The 16,004-nt window shown below is 72.9% G+C and carries 15 protein-coding genes and 1 pseudogene; 10 read left to right on the top strand and 6 right to left on the bottom strand.

Features of this window, described 5'->3' with window-relative positions; all coding sequences use genetic code 11:
* Positions 1–650 precede the first annotated feature (650 nt).
* The 4 genes and pseudogenes from EDF50_RS06095 to EDF50_RS06075 form a co-directional block, all read right to left on the bottom strand.
* Positions 651–992 (bottom strand): annotated as a pseudogene (locus tag EDF50_RS06095) (recombinase family protein); the annotation flags it as partial.
* Between the two features lie 394 nt (positions 993–1,386).
* Positions 1,387–2,079 (bottom strand): pentapeptide repeat-containing protein, encoded by a 693-nt coding sequence (locus tag EDF50_RS06085; RefSeq protein WP_123518679.1) that lies wholly within the window; start codon positions 2,077–2,079, stop codon positions 1,387–1,389.
* A 65-nt stretch (positions 2,080–2,144) separates the two neighbouring features.
* Positions 2,145–3,569, bottom strand: a complete 1,425-nt coding sequence (locus EDF50_RS06080) for an L-serine ammonia-lyase (RefSeq protein WP_123518678.1) — start codon at positions 3,567–3,569, stop codon at positions 2,145–2,147.
* Positions 3,570–3,679: 110 nt separating this feature from the next.
* Positions 3,680–4,195 (bottom strand): MarR family winged helix-turn-helix transcriptional regulator, encoded by a 516-nt coding sequence (locus EDF50_RS06075; RefSeq protein ID WP_123518677.1) that lies wholly within the window; start codon positions 4,193–4,195, stop codon positions 3,680–3,682.
* Between the two features lie 88 nt (positions 4,196–4,283).
* Between EDF50_RS06075 and EDF50_RS06070 the strand changes: the two genes are divergently transcribed.
* On the top strand, positions 4,284–6,440 hold the full coding sequence (locus tag EDF50_RS06070; protein ID WP_123518676.1) for an MMPL family transporter: 2,157 nt from the start codon (positions 4,284–4,286) through the stop codon (positions 6,438–6,440).
* Positions 6,441–6,470: 30 nt separating this feature from the next.
* On the opposite strand, the gene EDF50_RS06065 is transcribed toward EDF50_RS06070, so the two are convergent.
* Complete coding sequence (locus EDF50_RS06065) at positions 6,471–7,064, bottom strand: thermonuclease family protein (RefSeq protein WP_123518675.1); 594 nt, start codon at positions 7,062–7,064, stop codon at positions 6,471–6,473.
* On the bottom strand, positions 7,061–8,419 hold the full coding sequence (locus EDF50_RS06060; RefSeq protein WP_123518976.1) for an MFS transporter: 1,359 nt from the start codon (positions 8,417–8,419) through the stop codon (positions 7,061–7,063). The genes EDF50_RS06065 and EDF50_RS06060 overlap by 4 nt, the downstream gene beginning before the upstream one ends.
* A 205-nt stretch (positions 8,420–8,624) precedes the next feature.
* On the opposite strand from EDF50_RS06060, the gene EDF50_RS16800 reads away from it, so the two are divergent.
* The 9 genes from EDF50_RS16800 (at position 8,625) to EDF50_RS06020 (ending at position 15,972) form a co-directional block, all read left to right on the top strand.
* Positions 8,625–8,762, top strand: a complete 138-nt coding sequence (locus EDF50_RS16800) for a hypothetical protein (RefSeq protein ID WP_199738651.1) — start codon at positions 8,625–8,627, stop codon at positions 8,760–8,762.
* A 215-nt stretch (positions 8,763–8,977) separates the two neighbouring features.
* Complete coding sequence (locus tag EDF50_RS06055) at positions 8,978–11,005, top strand: carboxypeptidase-like regulatory domain-containing protein (protein ID WP_123518674.1); 2,028 nt, start codon at positions 8,978–8,980, stop codon at positions 11,003–11,005.
* A gap of 143 nt (positions 11,006–11,148) precedes the next feature.
* On the top strand, positions 11,149–12,135 hold the full coding sequence (locus tag EDF50_RS06050) for an aldo/keto reductase (RefSeq protein ID WP_123518673.1): 987 nt from the start codon (positions 11,149–11,151) through the stop codon (positions 12,133–12,135).
* Between the two features lie 28 nt (positions 12,136–12,163).
* On the top strand, positions 12,164–12,442 hold the full coding sequence (locus EDF50_RS06045) for an acylphosphatase (RefSeq protein ID WP_123518672.1): 279 nt from the start codon (positions 12,164–12,166) through the stop codon (positions 12,440–12,442).
* Positions 12,443–12,665: 223 nt separating this feature from the next.
* Entirely contained in the window at positions 12,666–13,184 is a 519-nt protein-coding gene (locus tag EDF50_RS06040) for a methylated-DNA--[protein]-cysteine S-methyltransferase (protein WP_123518975.1), read from the top strand.
* Positions 13,185–13,203: 19 nt separating this feature from the next.
* Positions 13,204–13,758: an RNA polymerase sigma factor gene (locus tag EDF50_RS06035; protein WP_370453973.1), complete on the top strand. Its 555-nt coding sequence runs from the start codon at positions 13,204–13,206 to the stop codon at positions 13,756–13,758.
* The gene (locus tag EDF50_RS06030) at positions 13,755–14,381 is read left to right on the top strand and encodes a methylated-DNA--[protein]-cysteine S-methyltransferase (protein ID WP_123518670.1); all 627 of its coding nucleotides are present in this window, start codon (positions 13,755–13,757) and stop codon (positions 14,379–14,381) included. Before EDF50_RS06035 ends, EDF50_RS06030 begins: the two co-directional genes overlap by 4 nt.
* Complete coding sequence (locus EDF50_RS06025) at positions 14,378–15,040, top strand: DNA-3-methyladenine glycosylase I (RefSeq protein WP_123518669.1); 663 nt, start codon at positions 14,378–14,380, stop codon at positions 15,038–15,040. The genes EDF50_RS06030 and EDF50_RS06025 overlap by 4 nt, the downstream gene beginning before the upstream one ends.
* Positions 15,037–15,972, top strand: coding sequence for a DNA-3-methyladenine glycosylase (locus EDF50_RS06020; protein WP_123518668.1), 936 nt, complete (start codon positions 15,037–15,039; stop codon positions 15,970–15,972). The genes EDF50_RS06025 and EDF50_RS06020 overlap by 4 nt, the downstream gene beginning before the upstream one ends.
* The last annotated feature ends 32 nt before the right edge of the window (positions 15,973–16,004 follow it).

Raw genomic sequence — 16,004 nt, 5'->3', positions numbered from 1 at the left:
GGCATCACGCCCTCATCCCCGAGCCCAGTAAGCAGGGCTGCCGAGACCAAGGGGTGCGGTAGCCGAACGGTCACCGAACGACCCCGCGGGTCAGTCACTCTCTTGTACCTGCGGGTCGCGAGATGTCTCAATAGGTCAGCTTGGAACAGATCTCGTTGAGTGACCACCGCAAGGGCATGTGCCGAGTTGCTGTGCCATTAACCGAAGGATCACCTAGACGAGAGGGTGTCTGCATGGGGTCCAGCGATCATCCGACAGCAAGCGACCGCGTCCGACACTTCCTCTCGACCGTCGCAGACTATGAACGCCTAGACGCGGTCATGCCGATCGGTCGCTCCGTCAATCTTTTCGGGCACGTCGAGGAGGAAGCCCGCTGGAGGGTCGTGATGCACGCCTTACTCCTCCGTAAGTACTTTCAGTCGGGCGACCGGCTGTTTCTGGCGCAGGTTGTCCGGTCAGCACGCGACTGCACCACTGACGAAGCGCAGCTAGCTGAAGAATGGGACCTCATGGTCAAGAACGTCGCCGTCATGGAAGACGGTATCGGCAGCGTTTTTGGTGACAATTCGAAGATTTACATGAATGACGAGCTCTTGATGGCCCAGCTCTACGGACGCTTTCTCCATGGCGACTACGGCAAGTGGCACGTGTCAGAGATGGCGGGCGACGGCGAAGATTTCAGTGATCTCGTTGGTGGTGTGGGTGCCGGTGCGGTGCAGCTGCACGAGGTGCTTGTCCTGGGAGGCGGCGAGCTTGGGCTTCGGGCCTCGGAGCTTGCTGGCGGCCTTGGCGATAGCTATGCCCTCGAGGGTCCGGGCACGAATGAGGTCGGCCTCGAACTCGGCCACACTGCCGAGGACGTTGAACAAGAGCCGACCGGGTCGGTGGGGTCGTAGACCGCTCCCCCGAGTTTCAGCGCGACGCCTCATCCGTGAGCTCGTCCGCGATCGCTGTTGCATCTCGCAGCGATCGCGGACGAGACAGTCGAGTTTCGTGACGACGAGGACGTCGCCGGCACGGCACGCGTCGAGGGCCTCGCGGAGGCCTGGCCTAGCTCAAGTCGTACCCGACAAGCCATGTTTGACATGCACGTGCTCATCGTCAACACCGAGCGCTACAAGAACATCGCGCTGTGCTGCGAGAGCCTGTCGCGAGGTCGACATCTGGGCGCATCCGATGAGCCCGAATGCCTGTCGCGTCTAGACCCCGCCCCCCTTTCACCGAGCACATTTGCGGGACAGGCATACTCGAATCCGCAGGCCAGGCGCCACGTGACCTCAGCCGGCGGAACGGGTCCGAAGAAGTGTCCCGATGAACGACCGCCCATCGGACGATGTTCGTCGTTCGCGCCCGTGGCGACGAGGAACGGCAGCCCGGCAACCGCCCTCAGCCGACGACGAGCCCCAGGTGGGCCGCCATCGTCGGGGCGAAGGTCGCGAGCTGCAGCTCGTCGATCGTCGCGCCCCGCAGGCCCTCGAAGCCGTCGATGCGCGAGAAGTCGCTCGTGCGGAGGTCGGTGTGCGACAAGGAGGCGCGGGCCACGTCGAGCGTGCCGATGCGGCAGTCGACCAGCGCGACCCGCAGGGCCTGCACACCGCCGAGGTCGAGCTCGCCGATCGTGCAGCCCTCGATCACGACGTCGGTGAGACGAGCCCCCCGCAGGTTGAGGAAGTCGATCTTGCCGCCGACCAGGTGCACCGAGCGCAGCTCGGCGTCGAACAGCTCGGCCGACCCCCACCGGGGCCGCTCGATGCGGACGTCGCGCCAGGTGCTTCGCGACGCGGCGAGCTCGGGCGCGAACGAGTCGGTCAGCACCGACTCGACCAGCCGGGCGCCGCGCAGGCGGGCCGACCCGAGCCGGGGCGACTCGAAGACGCACTCGGTGAACTCGGCCCCCTCGAGGTCGCGGTCGGTCAGGTCGGCGCGGACGTAGCGCTCGAGCTCACGGCTGTCGCGCGGACCCAGCAGGTCGGTGCCGAGGTCGACGAGCCCCTGTGGGTCGACGGGGTCGAGCCGCGGGACGTCGGTGCCGCCCGGGGTCGCGGGGCGGGACGGCGTGGGGCGGCGCGGCGGGGTCATGCGACGAGGCTAGCGGCGGGGTGCGACACGACCCGCGCCTCCTGGTGCGACGGCGCCGCCCGCGCTCAGCACTCGATGACGTTGACGGCGAGACCGGCGCGGCTGGTCTCTTTGTAGCTGTCTTTCATGTCGCGGCCGGTCTGGCGCATCGTCTCGATGACGGTGTCGAGGCTGACCACGTGGCTGCCGTCGCCCAGCAGGGCCATGCGGGTCGCGGCGACGGCCGTGCCCGCCGCGATGGCGTTGCGCTCGATGCAGGGGACCTGCACGAAACCGCCGACGGGGTCGCAGGTGAGCCCGAGGTGGTGCTCCATCGCGATCTCGGCGGCGTTCTCGACCTGGCGCGGCGTCCCGCCGAGCAGCGCGGTGAGCGCCCCCGCGGCCATCGACGCGGCCGAGCCGACCTCGCCCTGGCACCCGGCCTCGGCCCCCGAGATCGACGCGTTGCGCTTGTAGAGCGACCCGATCGCGGCAGCCGTGAGCAGGTAGGTGCGCGCCAGCTCGTCGGCGGTCGCTCCGTGGAACCGCATGGCGTAGTAACCCACGGCCGGGATGATACCGGCGGCACCGTTCGTCGGGGCCGTGACCACGCGACCGCCGCCCGCGTTCTCTTCGTTCACCGCCATCGCGTAGGCCTGCAGCCACTGGGCCGGCAGGTCGGACGCCAGCAGCGAGGAGGCGCGACCCTGGTCGATCGCGGAACCGCCGAGGGCGAAGGCGGTGGCCCGTTCGTCCTGCTGACGCAGCATCGTCGCGAACTGGCGTGCGCGCCGCGGCACTTTCATCCAGCCCGGCAGGACGCCGGTCGCCGCGAGACCCGCGTCGACGCAGGCGCTCATGGCGGCCCATCGCGAGTCGAGACCCGACGCGGCAGCGGCCTCGCCGTGCAGCGCGACCTCGTTGCGCCAGGCGAGCTCGGCGATCGACACGCCCTCGGCGTCGCAGAGGCGCAGCAGGTCGTCGGCGTCGGAGAAGGCGAACGGCGCCTCGGCGGTCGGCACGGCCTGCTCGTCGTCGCCGTCGCGGACGACGAATCCCCCGCCGACGGAGAAGTAGACCTCGCGGGCGAGGCTCGCGCCGTCGACGTCGAACGCCTCGACGCTCAGGGCGTTCGGGTGTCGCGGCATGCGCGTCAGCGGTGCCATGCGCAGGTCGTTGGGAGCGAAGGCGATCTGGTGCCGACGGAGCAATCGGAGGCCGCCGCCGTGCTCGACCGCCTGCTGCATGCCCGAGACGACCTCGGGGTCGCAGGTCTCGGGCTGCATGCCCGCGAGACCGGCGAGCACGGCCGAGGGGGTGCCGTGGCCGAGGCCGGTCGCGGCGAGCGAGCCGTAGAGCACGGCCTCGACCCGGGCGACGTCGGTCAGCCGGCCGTCGAGCTCGACGCCGAGGAGGAACTCGCGGGCGGCACGCATCGGGCCGACGGTGTGAGAGCTCGACGGGCCGATGCCGATCGAGAAGAGGTCGAGAGCCGAGACGTGGTCGGTCACGTGCCACCTGCCTTCCGGGGTCACGACGACGTTACCCGCTGCCACCGACGGTCGGAGCCGCCGGGCACCGACGGTCGGAGCCGCCTGCCACCGAGGAGGCGCGGGTCGCCTCAGGCAGGACGCCCCACCTCGCGGGCCCGCTCGGCCATCGCGCCCGACATGCCCTCGAGGAACCGCCGGACGGTCGCGAGCTCCGCCTCGTCGAAGTCGGCCATCACGCGGTCGCTCATCACCCCGAGGGGGCCGAAGAACGCCCCGGCGACCTCGCGGGCGCGATCGGAGTAGCGGACGAGCACGCGACGGCGGTCCGCGGCGTCACGACTGCGCTGGACGTGTCCGACCTTCTCGAGACGGTCGATGACGCCCGTGGCCGCCCCGGACGTGACACCCAGCAGCTCGCCGAGCCCGCCGGCCGTCACGGGATCACCGTCCCGTTCGGCCTGCATGACGTGGAGCAGCGCCTCGAGGTCGATGTGACCGAGGCCGTGCCTCGAGGCGAAGGCCTGGGCGACCTTCTGCGACTCGGTGGTCAGCCTCTGCATCTGGGTGACGATCGCGTCGGCCTGCGGCGAGCGCGGCGGACGGGCCGTCGGGGCCGTGGGGCCCGGGTCTCTCGGGGTGGGCATGGAACCTCCTGCGTGACGAGTCTGGTGGATGCTCTTGTGATCTGCAATACTCTTAGCTACTAAGACATTCAGTCACTGAAGGATCAGCATGCGCACCCTCGCCCGCATCGTCAGCGGCCACCGCACCGCCTGGGCCGTGCTCGCCGCGACCACCGTGGCCGTCGCACTCCTCTTCGCCGTCCTCCCGGCGAGCGAGGGCGACGCCGCCCCGCCGTCGGGCGTCCCCGACACGAGCCAGTCGGCGCAGGTCACCGACCTGCTGAGCCGGTTCCCCGGCGCCGACACGACCGTGGGCATCGTCGTCTTCCGCCACGGCGGCGACCGACTCGACACCCGCGACCTCGCCGCGATCGACGACCGGGCCGGCGTCCTCGCCGAACTCTCGACCACGCCGCAGGCCGTGAGGCCCCGGGTCAGCGACGACGGCACCGTCGCGCTCGTCGCGGTTCCGCTCGACGCCGCGACGGCGGACGCCGACGTCGCGGGCACCGCCACGAGCCTGCGGGACGCGGCCTCGGCCGACCTGCCCGCCGGGCTCGACGCCCTTCTCACCGGGCCCATCGGGTTCCAGGACGACGTCGCGAACGCCTTCGCCGGCGCGGACCTCCGCCTGCTGCTCGTGACGGTGATCGTCGTGGCGGTGCTGTTGATCGTCACCTACCGCAGCCCGGTGCTGTGGATCGTGCCGCTGGCCGTCGTGGGTACCGCCGACGCCCTGGCGGGCCGGGTCGCCACCGCCGTCGCCGAGCCGCTCGGCATCTCGATCGACGCCTCGATCTCGGGCATCCTCTCGGTGCTCGTGTTCGGTGCAGGGACCAACTACGCCCTGCTGCTCGTCGCGCGCTACCGCGAGGAGCTGCTGCTGCGGCCCGACCGGCACCGCGCCATGCGCACCGCCGTGACGAGCGCCGGACCGGCCATCGCGGCCAGTGGCGGCACGGTGGTCCTGAGCCTGCTCACGCTGCTGCTCGCGTCGCTCTCGGGCAACCGTGCCCTCGGCCTCGCCTGCGCGGTCGGCGTCGCCGTCGCGATCGTGTTCGCCCTCGTGGTCCTGCCCGCGGCGCTGGTGGTCTGCGGTCGCGGGCTGTTCTGGCCCTTCGTGCCCCGCGCCTCCTCGTCCGACGCGTCGGCGGCGTCGGCAGCGTCGGCAGTGTCCGCAGGAGGCGCGGCGCACCCCGCGGCACCGCGACGCGGCTTCTGGGACCGTCTCGGGCGCGGCGTCCGACGCCGTCCGGCCGTCGTGGCCGTGACCGCCGTCGCGGGCATCGGCGTCCTCTGTCTCGGCCTCGGCGGATACGCCGTCGGCCTCTCGCAGACCGACCAGCTGCTCGGCGAGCCCGACTCCGTCACCGCCCAGAAGGTCATCGACGAGTCGTTCACGGCAGGGCTGACGAGCCGCACCACCGTGCTCGTGCCGTCGGCCGTGGCCGACGAGGCGACGGCGCTCGCGTCCGGCACCGACGGGGTCGACACGGCGACGCCCGGCGAGACCGACGGCGGCCTGACCCGCGTCGACCTGCAACTCACCGCCGAGCCCGAGAGCGACGCCGCGTTCGCCACCGTCGAGCGCCTGCGTGCCGGGTACGCCGACGCCGGCGGCAGCCTCGCCGACGCGCTGGTCGGCGGCAGCGACGCCGCCGCCTACGACACGAAGGTCGCCGCGCAGGCCGACGTCGACCTGATCGCGCCGATCATCCTGGCGGTCGTGTTCGCCGTCCTGGCCCTGCTGCTGCGGTCGCTCGTGGCCCCCGTGCTGCTCATCACCTCGGTGCTGGCCACGTTCTTCGCGAGCCTCGGGGCCTCGACCTGGCTGTTCCAGAACGTCCTGGGGTTCCCCGCGCTCGACACGGCGGTGACGCTCTACGCGTTCTTGTTCCTCGTCGCACTCGGGGTGGACTACAACATCTTCCTCACCACCAGGGCCCGCGAGGAGGGCCTCGTGCACGGCACCCGCGAGGGCATGGTGCGGGCCCTGGCGTCGACCGGAGCCGTCATCACGAGCGCCGGCGTCCTGCTGGCCGCGGTGTTCGCCGTCCTCGGCGTGCTGCCGGTCGTGGCCCTGACCCAGGTCGGCGTGATCGTCTGCCTCGGCGTGCTGCTCGACACCCTGGTGGTGCGCACCGTGCTCGTGCCGGCGCTCGTCTTCCTCACCGGTGACGCCTTCTGGTGGCCGAGCCGCCGGGTGAGCGGGCTGCGGCGGGGTGGTGTCATCGGCGGCGGGTCGGCGCCGACCCGCCGCCGATGACGGGAACCCGCCGCAGCCGGCACCGGGCCGTCAGCGGCAGGCGTTCCAGAGCCCGGCGCCGGCCCGCTCGGCCGACGCCTCGGCGGCGACGAACCGGTCGCGGTAGCGGTACGCGTCGTCGTAGGTGTCCTCACGCCCGTAACCCTCGGCGACCAACCGCTCGTTGAGCATCGTGCCGTCGGGCGACCAGACGTAGCGCAGCAACCGGTCGTAGCGGTCGGCGTCACCTTGCGAGGCGTCGTCCTCGAGCCAGACCGTCGACCCCTCGGGCAGGGCGGCCGTCGTGAAGGCGCTGGCCTCGGGGCCGAAGCAGTCGACCGGGGCGTCCGGCTTCACGGCCTCGGGGGTGTCGACGCCGATCAGGCGGATGCGCTCGCGCTCCCCTTCGACGGTGACGATCACCGTGTCACCGTCGACCACGCGTTCGACGACGGCTTCGGCCGCCGCGGCCGGGACGCTCGTGGGCACGGGAACCGCACCCGCGCCTCCCGGGCCGCCGTCCCCCGACCCGTCGCCGAGGAGGCGCGGGAACGCCACGAGGACGGCCCCGGCCACCAGCACCACGACGATCCCGAGCAGCCGACGCGGCGTGAGGCGACGACGCGACCGGCGACGCGCGCTCATTCGGCGAGCCGCGTGCCGCGCAGCTCGGGCAGCATCGTGGCGGCGACGGCCCCCACGACGAAGACCGCGCCGAAGACGACGAACAGGGTGGGCGGCCCGCCGAGGGCGATCAGCGGCGGAACCGACAACGGGGCGGCGATCGAGGCGATGCGCCCGACGCCCGCGGCCCACCCCGCACCCGTGCCTCGGAGCGGCGTCGGGTAGAGCTCGGGCGTCACGGCGTAGAGCGCGCCCCACGCGCCGAGGTTGAAGAACGACAGGGCCATGCCCGCGACGAGTATCTGGGCGACGCTGCCGCTGACCGCCCCGAAGCCGAAGAACACCGCCGCGACGGCCGACCCGAGCAAGAAGGTCGCGAGCGTCCCCCGGCGACCCCACGTCTCGATCAGCCAGGCCGAGGCCGCGTACCCCGGCAGCTGCGCCAGGGTGATGATCAGCACGTACTCGAACGAGCGCACGAGCGGGAACCCCGCCGCGACGAGCAAGGACGGCAGCCAGACGAAGGCGCCGTAGTACGAGAAGTTCGTCATGAACCAGACCACCCAGATCGCGACCGTGCGGCGCGCCATCCCGGCACCGAACAACCGACCGACGGAGGCGCGGGCGGGCTCTGCGACGACCCGCGCCTCCTCGGCGACGACGGTCGGCGCGGCGACGCCGGCGGCCTGCTCGAAACCGCGGACGGTCCGCTCGGCCTCGTCGTGACGACCCTTCGATTCGAGGAAGCGCACCGACTCGGGCATCCTCAGCCGCACGAAGACGGCGTAGAGCGCGGGGGCGGCGCCGATCAGCAGGGCCCAGCGCCAGCCGTCGTCGCTCGTCGGGATCACGAGGTAGCCGACGAGGGCCGCCCCGATCGAGCCCACGGCCCAGAACGCCTCGAGCAGGACGACCACGCGACCGCGGATGCGCCGCGGCGAGAACTCGCTGACGAGGGTCGAGGCGACCGGCAGTTCGGAGCCCAGGCCGAGTCCGACGACGAAGCGCAGGACGAGCAGCACGCCGACCGACCAGGAGAGGGCCGAGAGGCCGGTGGCGAGCCCGTACAGCAGCAGCGTCAAGGCGAAGACGGTCTTGCGGCCCAGGCGGTCGGCCAGGGAGCCACCGACGGCCGCGCCGATCGCCATGCCCGCGAACCCGGCCGAGGCGACCCAGGCGAGCTGCCCGGCCTGGTCGCTCCACACGGTCATCAGCTGCGCGATGACGAACGAGAGCAGACCGACGTCGAGCGCGTCGAGGGCCCAGCCGATGCCCGAGCCGGCGAGCAGGCGGCGGTGCTTCGAGGTGAACGGCAGCTCGTCGAGGCGCTCGCTGCGCGTCGGGGCGACCGAGGTCGAGGTGGGGACGGGGGTCATCGGTGCCTGTCGTCTCTGCATGTCGTCGGGGTCGGGCGGGCGTTCGCGGGCGATCGGGTGCGGGGCGGACACACCTCGGGCGAGGCGGACCCGGCCACTGGGCAGTGTAGGAGCCGTGAACATGGTCGTCGCTACAGACACCGGGGCCGCGGCACCGTAGCCTCGGGCGGACCGGATCATCTCGGTCCGCGACGGAGGCACCACCATGGCAGAGAAATCAGCGAAAAAAGGCACCGCGAAGGTTGCCGTGCGCTCCTTGAAGGAGAAGCGCGCCGACAAGAAGGCCAAGGGAGCGACGGGCAGCCACTCCGAGGACATCGTCTCGAACGTCAAGAAGCGCTGACCCCAGACGTCCCCGAAGGGGCGCCGACCTCCGCACCGGGTGTCCCGGTCGCGAGGCGGCGCCCCTTCGTCGTCCCGGTCGCGAGGCGGCGCATCGTCGTCGTCCCGGGCACGTCGCGGCGCCGCGTGACGATCGGCCGTGTGACAAGACACCCACACCTGACATAACCTCGACCTCGTGGCCCTCGTCAGGGGTGGGTCCGGAAGGACGACGACATGGTCACCAAGCGCATCAGGGCGTGGGCGGCGACGGGGGTGACGGTCGTCATGGCCGGTGCCCTGGTGCTCGGGGGCGCGGCGAGCGCCTCGGCAGCCGGGCCGGGAACGGTCGGCTGGGCCGACTTCGCCGTCGACGGGACGGCACGGGCCTACACGGGCACGATGACGCTGCCCGGCGACTTCCCGCAGGCGACGTTCACGTCGACCTCGCGCCAGGCGACGATCCCCAGCGGGTCGAGCACCTGGCAGGGCACGGGCACCCCGGTCGGTGCCGAGTACGACTCGAGCCGCGGCCGCCCCTATCTCAACCTGCGCCCGACCCAGGACTCGCCGACCGCCGCGGCGGCGTCGGCAACGACCTACACCTTCGACCGGGCGACGCCCACGAGCGACTGGTCGTTCGTGCTCGGCGACGTCGACGCCGACCAGGTGACCGTGTCGGCCACCGACGCCGCCGGCGCGGCCGTGCCGGTCGGCGCACTCGGGTTCCAGAGCACCTACAACTACTGCCGTACCGCGGCCGGCGGCCCGTCGCCGTCGTGCGACGCCGCCGGGTCGCGCGACGTGCCTACGTGGAACGCCACCACGGGTGTGCTGACCGGCAACGCGGCGGCGGCCGACACCGAGGGCGCCGCCGCCTGGTTCAGCCCGTCCGTGCCGCTCTCGACCCTGACCTTCACGTACCAGCAACGTTCCGGGTTCCCCGTGTACCAGACCTGGTTCGTGACCAAGACGTTCACGGCGAGCGGCGTCGCGACCTCCGACGGTGAGGCGTACGCCGGCGCCACGGTCACCCTGGTCGACACCGTGACGGGCCAGAGCCGCACGACCACCACCGACGCCACGGGCGCCTACGCGTTCCCGGGCCTGGTGTCGGGTCGGGACTACTCGGTCGACGTCGCCACGCCCGGTGCCGCGGCCGACGTGCCCGCCCAGGCCGTCACCGTCGACGGTGACGACGTCGTCCGCGACGTCGCGTTCACGGGTGCGACGGCTCCGGTCGCGGTGACGCTGCCCGTGACGCTGGTGCAGGCCGCGGCGGACGGAACCACGGCCCCCGTTCCCGATCGTGAGCTCTCGATCGCCGCCGAGGGCGACGCCTTCCCCTCGCAGACGATCACGACCGACGAGGCCGGGCAGGCGACCTTCACCGGGCTCGACCCGGCCAAGGACTACGTCGTGACCGACGTGACCACGGGCGGCTCGACGAACGCCCTCACGCCGGGTGAGCCGGTCACCATCACTCTGCCCGCAGAGCCCGTCACCGTCGAGGTCACGACGAGCATCGTCGAGCCCGACGGCTCGGCTCCCGCGACGGGGTCGACCGTCGACGTCGTGCCGGTGGGCGAGACCACCCCGGTCGCCAGCGTCGAGACCGGCGCGGGCGGTTCCTTCACGGCGGGCGGGCTGACCCCGGGTGAGCAGTACGAGGTCGTCCTGGACGAGGACGTCGACTCGGCCGTCACGATCACCGCCCCCGCGACGAGCGGGACGATCCCGCCGGTGCAGATCGCCGCGCCCGCCGCGGTCACCGTCGAGGGCACCGTCCTGAACGCCGACGGCACCCCCGCCGCGGCCCTGCAGCTGCAGGTGATCGAGGCCGACGCCGCCGAGCCCGAGCCCGTCGCCACCCCGACCACCGACGCGGCCGGCGTCTACCGCGCCGAGGCCCTCGTCCCCGGCACGGACTACGGGGTCGTCCTGGACGGCGAGGTCGTCGGCACCTTCACCGCCCCCTTCGCCGACGGCACCGTGCCGACGATCACCCTCGCCGCGCCTCCCGTCGTGACGCCCGTGCCCGACCCCGAGCCGAGCCCCGACCCCACCGTCCCGCCGGCGCCGGTCGTGCCCGCGGCCGACGGTCCGGGCACCGGCGGCTCGGCCACGGGTGGATCGGGTCGACCGCTCGCCTACACGGGTAGTCAGCCCGGCCTGCCCCTCGGCCTCGGTGCCGCCGCCCTGGCCCTGGGCCTCGCGCTCGTCACCGGCTCGGCCGTCGTCCGTCGCCGCGCGCGACGCCGCTGACGGCGGCGGCGAGCGTCGGGTCCTGAACCCGGCGGGCCGAGGAGGCGCGGTGTCCGTCCGACGGGCACCGCGCCTCCTTCCGTCCACCGTGCCCCGCACCGGGCCTGGGCCGTCGTGGGGTGCGGAGGAGTTGGCTCGGGGCCATGAAGAACACCACACTCGGCCAGGTCGACGGCGGACTCGACGTCGGCCGCCTGGGCCTCGGCCTGATGGGCATGTCCGCTTTCTACACCGGCAACAGCACCGACGACGACGAGTCGGTCCGGGTGATCCACCGCGCGCTCGACGTCGGCGTCACCCTGCTCGACACGGCGGACATGTACGGCCCGCACACGAACGAACAGCTGCTCGGGCGCGCCCTCAAGGGCCGTCGCGACCAGGCCGTCGTCGCGACCAAGTTCGGCAACGTGACCGACCCCGAGGCGCGTGCCGAGCGCGCCGTCGACGGCCGGCCCGAGTACGTGCGCCGCTCGGTCGACGGCTCGCTGACGCGCCTCGGCATCGACCACATCGACCTCTACTACCAGCACCGGGTCGACCCCCAGGTGCCGATCGAGGAGACCGTCGGTGCGATGGGCGAGCTCGTCACGGCAGGCAAGGTGAGGTTCCTCGGGCTGTCCGAGGCCGCCCCCGAGACGATCCGCCGCGCCCACGCCACGCACCCGATCACCGCCCTGCAGACCGAATGGTCGTTGTGGAGCCGTGAACCCGAGGCCGAGATCCTGCCGACCGTCCGCGAGCTCGGCATCGGCTTCGTGCCCTACTCGCCGCTCGGTCGCGGGTTCCTCACCGGCACCATCCGCTCGGTCGACGAGCTCGCCGAGGACGACTTCCGCCGGTTCGCGCCGCGCTTCTCGGGAGACAACCTGCAGGCCAACGTCCGCATCGTGCAGCAGGTCGACGAGGTCGCCCGCGCGGTCGGCGCCACACCCGGGCAGGTCGCGCTCGCGTGGCTGCTCGCCAAGGGCGAGGGCATCGTGCCGATCCCGGGCACCAAGCGCCGCGCCTACCTCGACGAGAACGTCGCGGCCGACGACGTGGTGCTCGACGCCGAGCAGATGCACCAGCTCGACGACGTCGCCGCCCCGAAGGGCGCCCGCTACGCGGACATGTCGACGGTCGACAGATAGACCGAGGAGGCGCGGGTACGGTCGAACGATGGACGACGTGATCAGACGCCGGGCCCTCGTGCACGGATCGGTGCAGGGCGTGGGTTTCCGTTTCTCGACCGAGGGCGAGGCGGACCGACTCGAGGTCGGCGGCTTCGTCCGCAACCTGCCCGACGGGACGGTCGAGGTCGAGGTCGAGGGGCGCCCCGACCGGGTGGGCCTGCTGCTCGAGTGGCTGCGCCAGGGGCCCCGCGGCGCCCGGGTCGACCGCGTCGAGGTGAGCGAGATCCCCCCGGTGGGCGAGAGCGAGTTCCGCACCCGGCACTAGCCGGAGCGGCGATCGGGAACAGGGCCGACCGGCCTGGGGACGAGAGACCCGGCCCGGACGCTCACACACACCCGACAGTGTGGAGTGCCCGGACCGGGCGTTCAAGGGTACCTTCTCGACGGCCCGTCCCGATCACCCCGACCGGTTCGGTCGGTCACCTCACATCGCGACGCCCTGGGGCGTCTACGGGGTGAGTACCATCGCCGAGAGCCAGGAGGGCACCGTGAGCGTCCACACCACCGTCGACACCCCCGTCGGCCCGCTGACCGTCGTCGGGGCCGAGACGGGCCTCGTCGGCCTCTACTTCGACGAGCACCGCCACCTGCCCGATCCGACCGGCTTCGGCCCGATCTCGCGGGACGGCGTCGGGCTGAGCGACTTCGCCGAGGTCGAACGCCAGCTCGGCGAGTACTTCGACGGGGAGCGGCGCTCCTTCGACCTCCCGCTGGCACCGCGCGGCAACGACTTCCAGGTACGGGTGTGGGACCTGCTGCGCGACATCCCGTTCGGCGAGACCCGTCGCTACGGACAGCTCGCGACCGCGCTCGGCGGCGTCGGCCTGGCCCGCGCGGTCGGCGCCGCCAACGGGCTGAACCCGCTCAGCATCGTCGTTCCGTGCCACCGCGTGGTCGGCGCGGGAGGGGCCCTCGTCGGCTACGCCGGCGGGCTCGACCGCAAACGGTTCCTGCTCGGGCTCGAGGCCGGGCAGCCGTCGGGCCCCGAGACCGGCCGGCTGTTCTGACGTGGAACCCTTCGAGCGCGTGGTCGCACGGCACGGCCGCACCGTCTGGCGCGTCTGCCGGGCCGTGCTCGACGAGCACGACACCGACGACGCATGGAGCGAGACGTTCGTGGCGGCCCTCGTCGCCTACCCGTCGCTGCCCGCGTCGACGAACCTCGAGGCGTGGCTGGTGACCATCGCGCACCGCAAGGCCATCGACGTGCTGCGGGCCCGGGATCGGCGCCCCCGACCGGTCGGGACGGTGCCCGAACCCCCGCCCGCGCCTCCTCACGACGAGGCGATCGCCCGCACCGACGAACTGGACGGAGCCCTGCGGACGCTGCCGCCGGGACAACGCCGTGCCGTGGTCTACCACCACCTCGTCGGGCTCTCGCACCGCGAGGTCGCCGAGGTGACGGGCATCAGCGCGGACGCGGCCCGGCGCGCGTCCGCCGACGGGATCGCCGCGCTGCGCCGGCTGCTGGCCGAGCCGGCGGCAGCTCGACCCACCGGCGTCCCGGGCCGGGCCGTGGGTCGCGCCTCCTTCCCGTCTCCGTCCCCCTCTCCGTCACCCGAGCCGAAGGGCGTCCGATGACCGCCTCCTCCCCCGACGCGTCGGACGACCCGCGCCGTCTGCTCGCCGGCCTCGACCCGACCGACGACCGCCTCGCAGCCCTGCACGCCCGCTTCGCCGAGGCCGCCCTCGACGCCGGAGCCGTCGACGTGGCCTACCGCACCCTCGACTCCCCCGTCGGGCCGCTGCTCGTCTGCGCGACCGACGTCGGCCTGCTGCGGGTCGCCTTCGAGATCGAAGGGCACGACACGGTGCTCGACCGCCTGGCCTCGACCGTCAGCCCCCGCGTGGTCGAGGCGCCGTCACGGCTCGACACCGTGGCACGCGAGCTCGACGAGTACTTCCGCGGCGAGCGCCGCACGTTCGACCTGCCGCTCGACCAGCGCCTGTCGAGGGGCTTCCAGCGGACGGTGCTCGAACACCTGCCCGACATCGGCTACGGCGCGACGGCGAGCTACGCGTCGGTGGCCCTCGCCTCGGGCAGCCCCCGGGCGGTGCGGGCCGTCGGCACGGCCTGCGCGACCAACCCGCTGCCGGTCGTCGTCCCCTGCCACCGGGTGGTGCGGAGCGACGGGTCCGCCGGCAACTACCGTGGGGGCATGGCGGCCAAGCAGATCCTGATCGACCTCGAGGCGCGCGCGTGAGCGACGCGGTGACCCCGGGCGTGGTGCCGCCTGGCCCGACGGGCACCGGCGTCGTGGTCGGTGACGACGGGCTGGCCCGACCGGTCTGGGCGGCGACCGACCCGCTGCTGCGCGACTACTACGACACCGAATGGGGCCTGCCCGTCCGCGACGAGCGGGGCCTGTTCGAGCGGCTGAGCCTCGAGGCGTTCCAGTCGGGGCTGTCGTGGGCGACGATCCTGCGCAAGCGCCCGGCGTTCCGCGCCGCGTTCGCCGACTTCGACCCCGAGGTCGTCGCCCGCTTCGACGACGACGACCGGGCACGGTTGATGGCGGACGCGGGGATCGTCCGCAACCGGCTGAAGATCGACGCGACCATCCGCAACGCGCGGGCGACGCTCGACCTGCGGGCGGACGGCGGGCTCGTGGACGTCGTCTGGTCGTTCCGGCCCGCCGAGACACCGCGACCGAGCACGATGGCCGAGGTGCCGACGACGTCGCCCGAATCGGTCGCCCTGTCGAAGGCGCTCAAGGTGAAGGGGTTCACCTTCGTGGGGCCGACCACCATGCACGCGCTGATGGAGGCCGCGGGCATCGTCGACACGCACCTCGTCGACAGCCACCGGCGCGGGTCGTCGGGGGTGTGGGGAGACGACGGCCGGCCGCTGACCGCGCGATGACCGTCGGACCACCCGAGACCTCCCCCGGGCACGGCACGGCGGCCGCGCGTTTCGTGGTGGAGCCGGTCGGTGCCTGGGATCACGCCCACGCCGTCGGGTTGCTGGCCGCGCACAGCGTGCCGGGGGCCGAAGCCACCGACGTCGCCGCGGCCACGCACGCGCGACTGGTCGAGCTGGGCTCGGCGGCCGCGCGCGCCTCCTACCGTCTCGACCTGGCGTTCGCGCCGACCGGGGTGGACGTGACGCTGACCGGGTCCGACGGCGTGGTGCCGACCGAGACGACCATCGACGCGGCCCGACACGTCGTGCGCGACTGGCTCGACCTCGACGCCGACCTCGACGACGTCGAACGGGGCTTCGCCGACGATCCCGTGCTCGGGCCGCTCGTCGCGTCACGTCCGGGAATCCGTGTGACGGGCAACCCCGACGGCTTCGAGACGGCCGTGATGACCGTGCTCGGGCAGCAGGTCTCGCTCGCCGCGGCGCGCACCTTCACCGGACGTCTCGTGGCGGCGTACGGCGATCCGGTCGCCGGCACCGGGCTCACGCGGTTCCCCCGCGCCGACCGGCTGGCCGCGGCCGACGTCGACGAGCTCCGGGCAGCGGTCGGTGTGACGAACAGCCGGGCACGCACGATCCACGCCCTGGCCGAGGTCGTCGCCTCCGGACTCGTGATCGCCCCCGACGTCGACCACGTCGATGCCCGCCGCCGTCTGCTCGCCGTCCCCGGCATCGGCCCCTGGACGGTCGAGTACCTCGCCGTCAGGGCTCTCGGCGACCGCGACGCCTGGCCCGCGGGCGACCTCGTGCTGCGGCGGGTGCTGGGCGGCCTGACGACGAAGCAGGCCGAGGCCGCCGGATCGGCGTGGTCGCCCTGGCGCGCCTACGCCCTGTTCCACCTCTGGGCCGCGGTGCTGCCGACGGCGCCGTGACGCGCCCGGCGCCACCCGCCGCGTCGGCAGCC

Source organism: Frigoribacterium sp. PhB24 (genome assembly GCF_003755185.1).
In the GTDB taxonomy this organism is placed as follows: Bacteria; Actinomycetota; Actinomycetes; order Actinomycetales; family Microbacteriaceae; genus Frigoribacterium.
The sequence above is the reverse complement of the archived record's forward strand: the minus strand, read 5'-3'. Positions and strand labels throughout refer to the sequence as shown.

Coding starts and splice junctions, on each gene's coding strand:
- EDF50_RS06085 (WP_123518679.1), bottom strand. CDS start 2,079: ATGACCCCGCCGCGCCGCCCCACGCCGTCCCGCCCCGCGACCCCGGGC.
- EDF50_RS06075 (WP_123518677.1), bottom strand. CDS start 4,195: ATGCCCACCCCGAGAGACCCGGGCCCCACGGCCCCGACGGCCCGTCCG.
- EDF50_RS06070 (WP_123518676.1), top strand. CDS start 4,284: ATGCGCACCCTCGCCCGCATCGTCAGCGGCCACCGCACCGCCTGGGCC.
- EDF50_RS06065 (WP_123518675.1), bottom strand. CDS start 7,064: ATGAGCGCGCGTCGCCGGTCGCGTCGTCGCCTCACGCCGCGTCGGCTG.
- EDF50_RS06060 (WP_123518976.1), bottom strand. CDS start 8,419: ATGACCCCCGTCCCCACCTCGACCTCGGTCGCCCCGACGCGCAGCGAG.
- EDF50_RS16800 (WP_199738651.1), top strand. CDS start 8,625: ATGGCAGAGAAATCAGCGAAAAAAGGCACCGCGAAGGTTGCCGTGCGC.
- EDF50_RS06055 (WP_123518674.1), top strand. CDS start 8,978: ATGGTCACCAAGCGCATCAGGGCGTGGGCGGCGACGGGGGTGACGGTC.
- EDF50_RS06050 (WP_123518673.1), top strand. CDS start 11,149: ATGAAGAACACCACACTCGGCCAGGTCGACGGCGGACTCGACGTCGGC.
- EDF50_RS06045 (WP_123518672.1), top strand. CDS start 12,164: ATGGACGACGTGATCAGACGCCGGGCCCTCGTGCACGGATCGGTGCAG.
- EDF50_RS06030 (WP_123518670.1), top strand. CDS start 13,755: ATGACCGCCTCCTCCCCCGACGCGTCGGACGACCCGCGCCGTCTGCTC.
- EDF50_RS06020 (WP_123518668.1), top strand. CDS start 15,037: ATGACCGTCGGACCACCCGAGACCTCCCCCGGGCACGGCACGGCGGCC.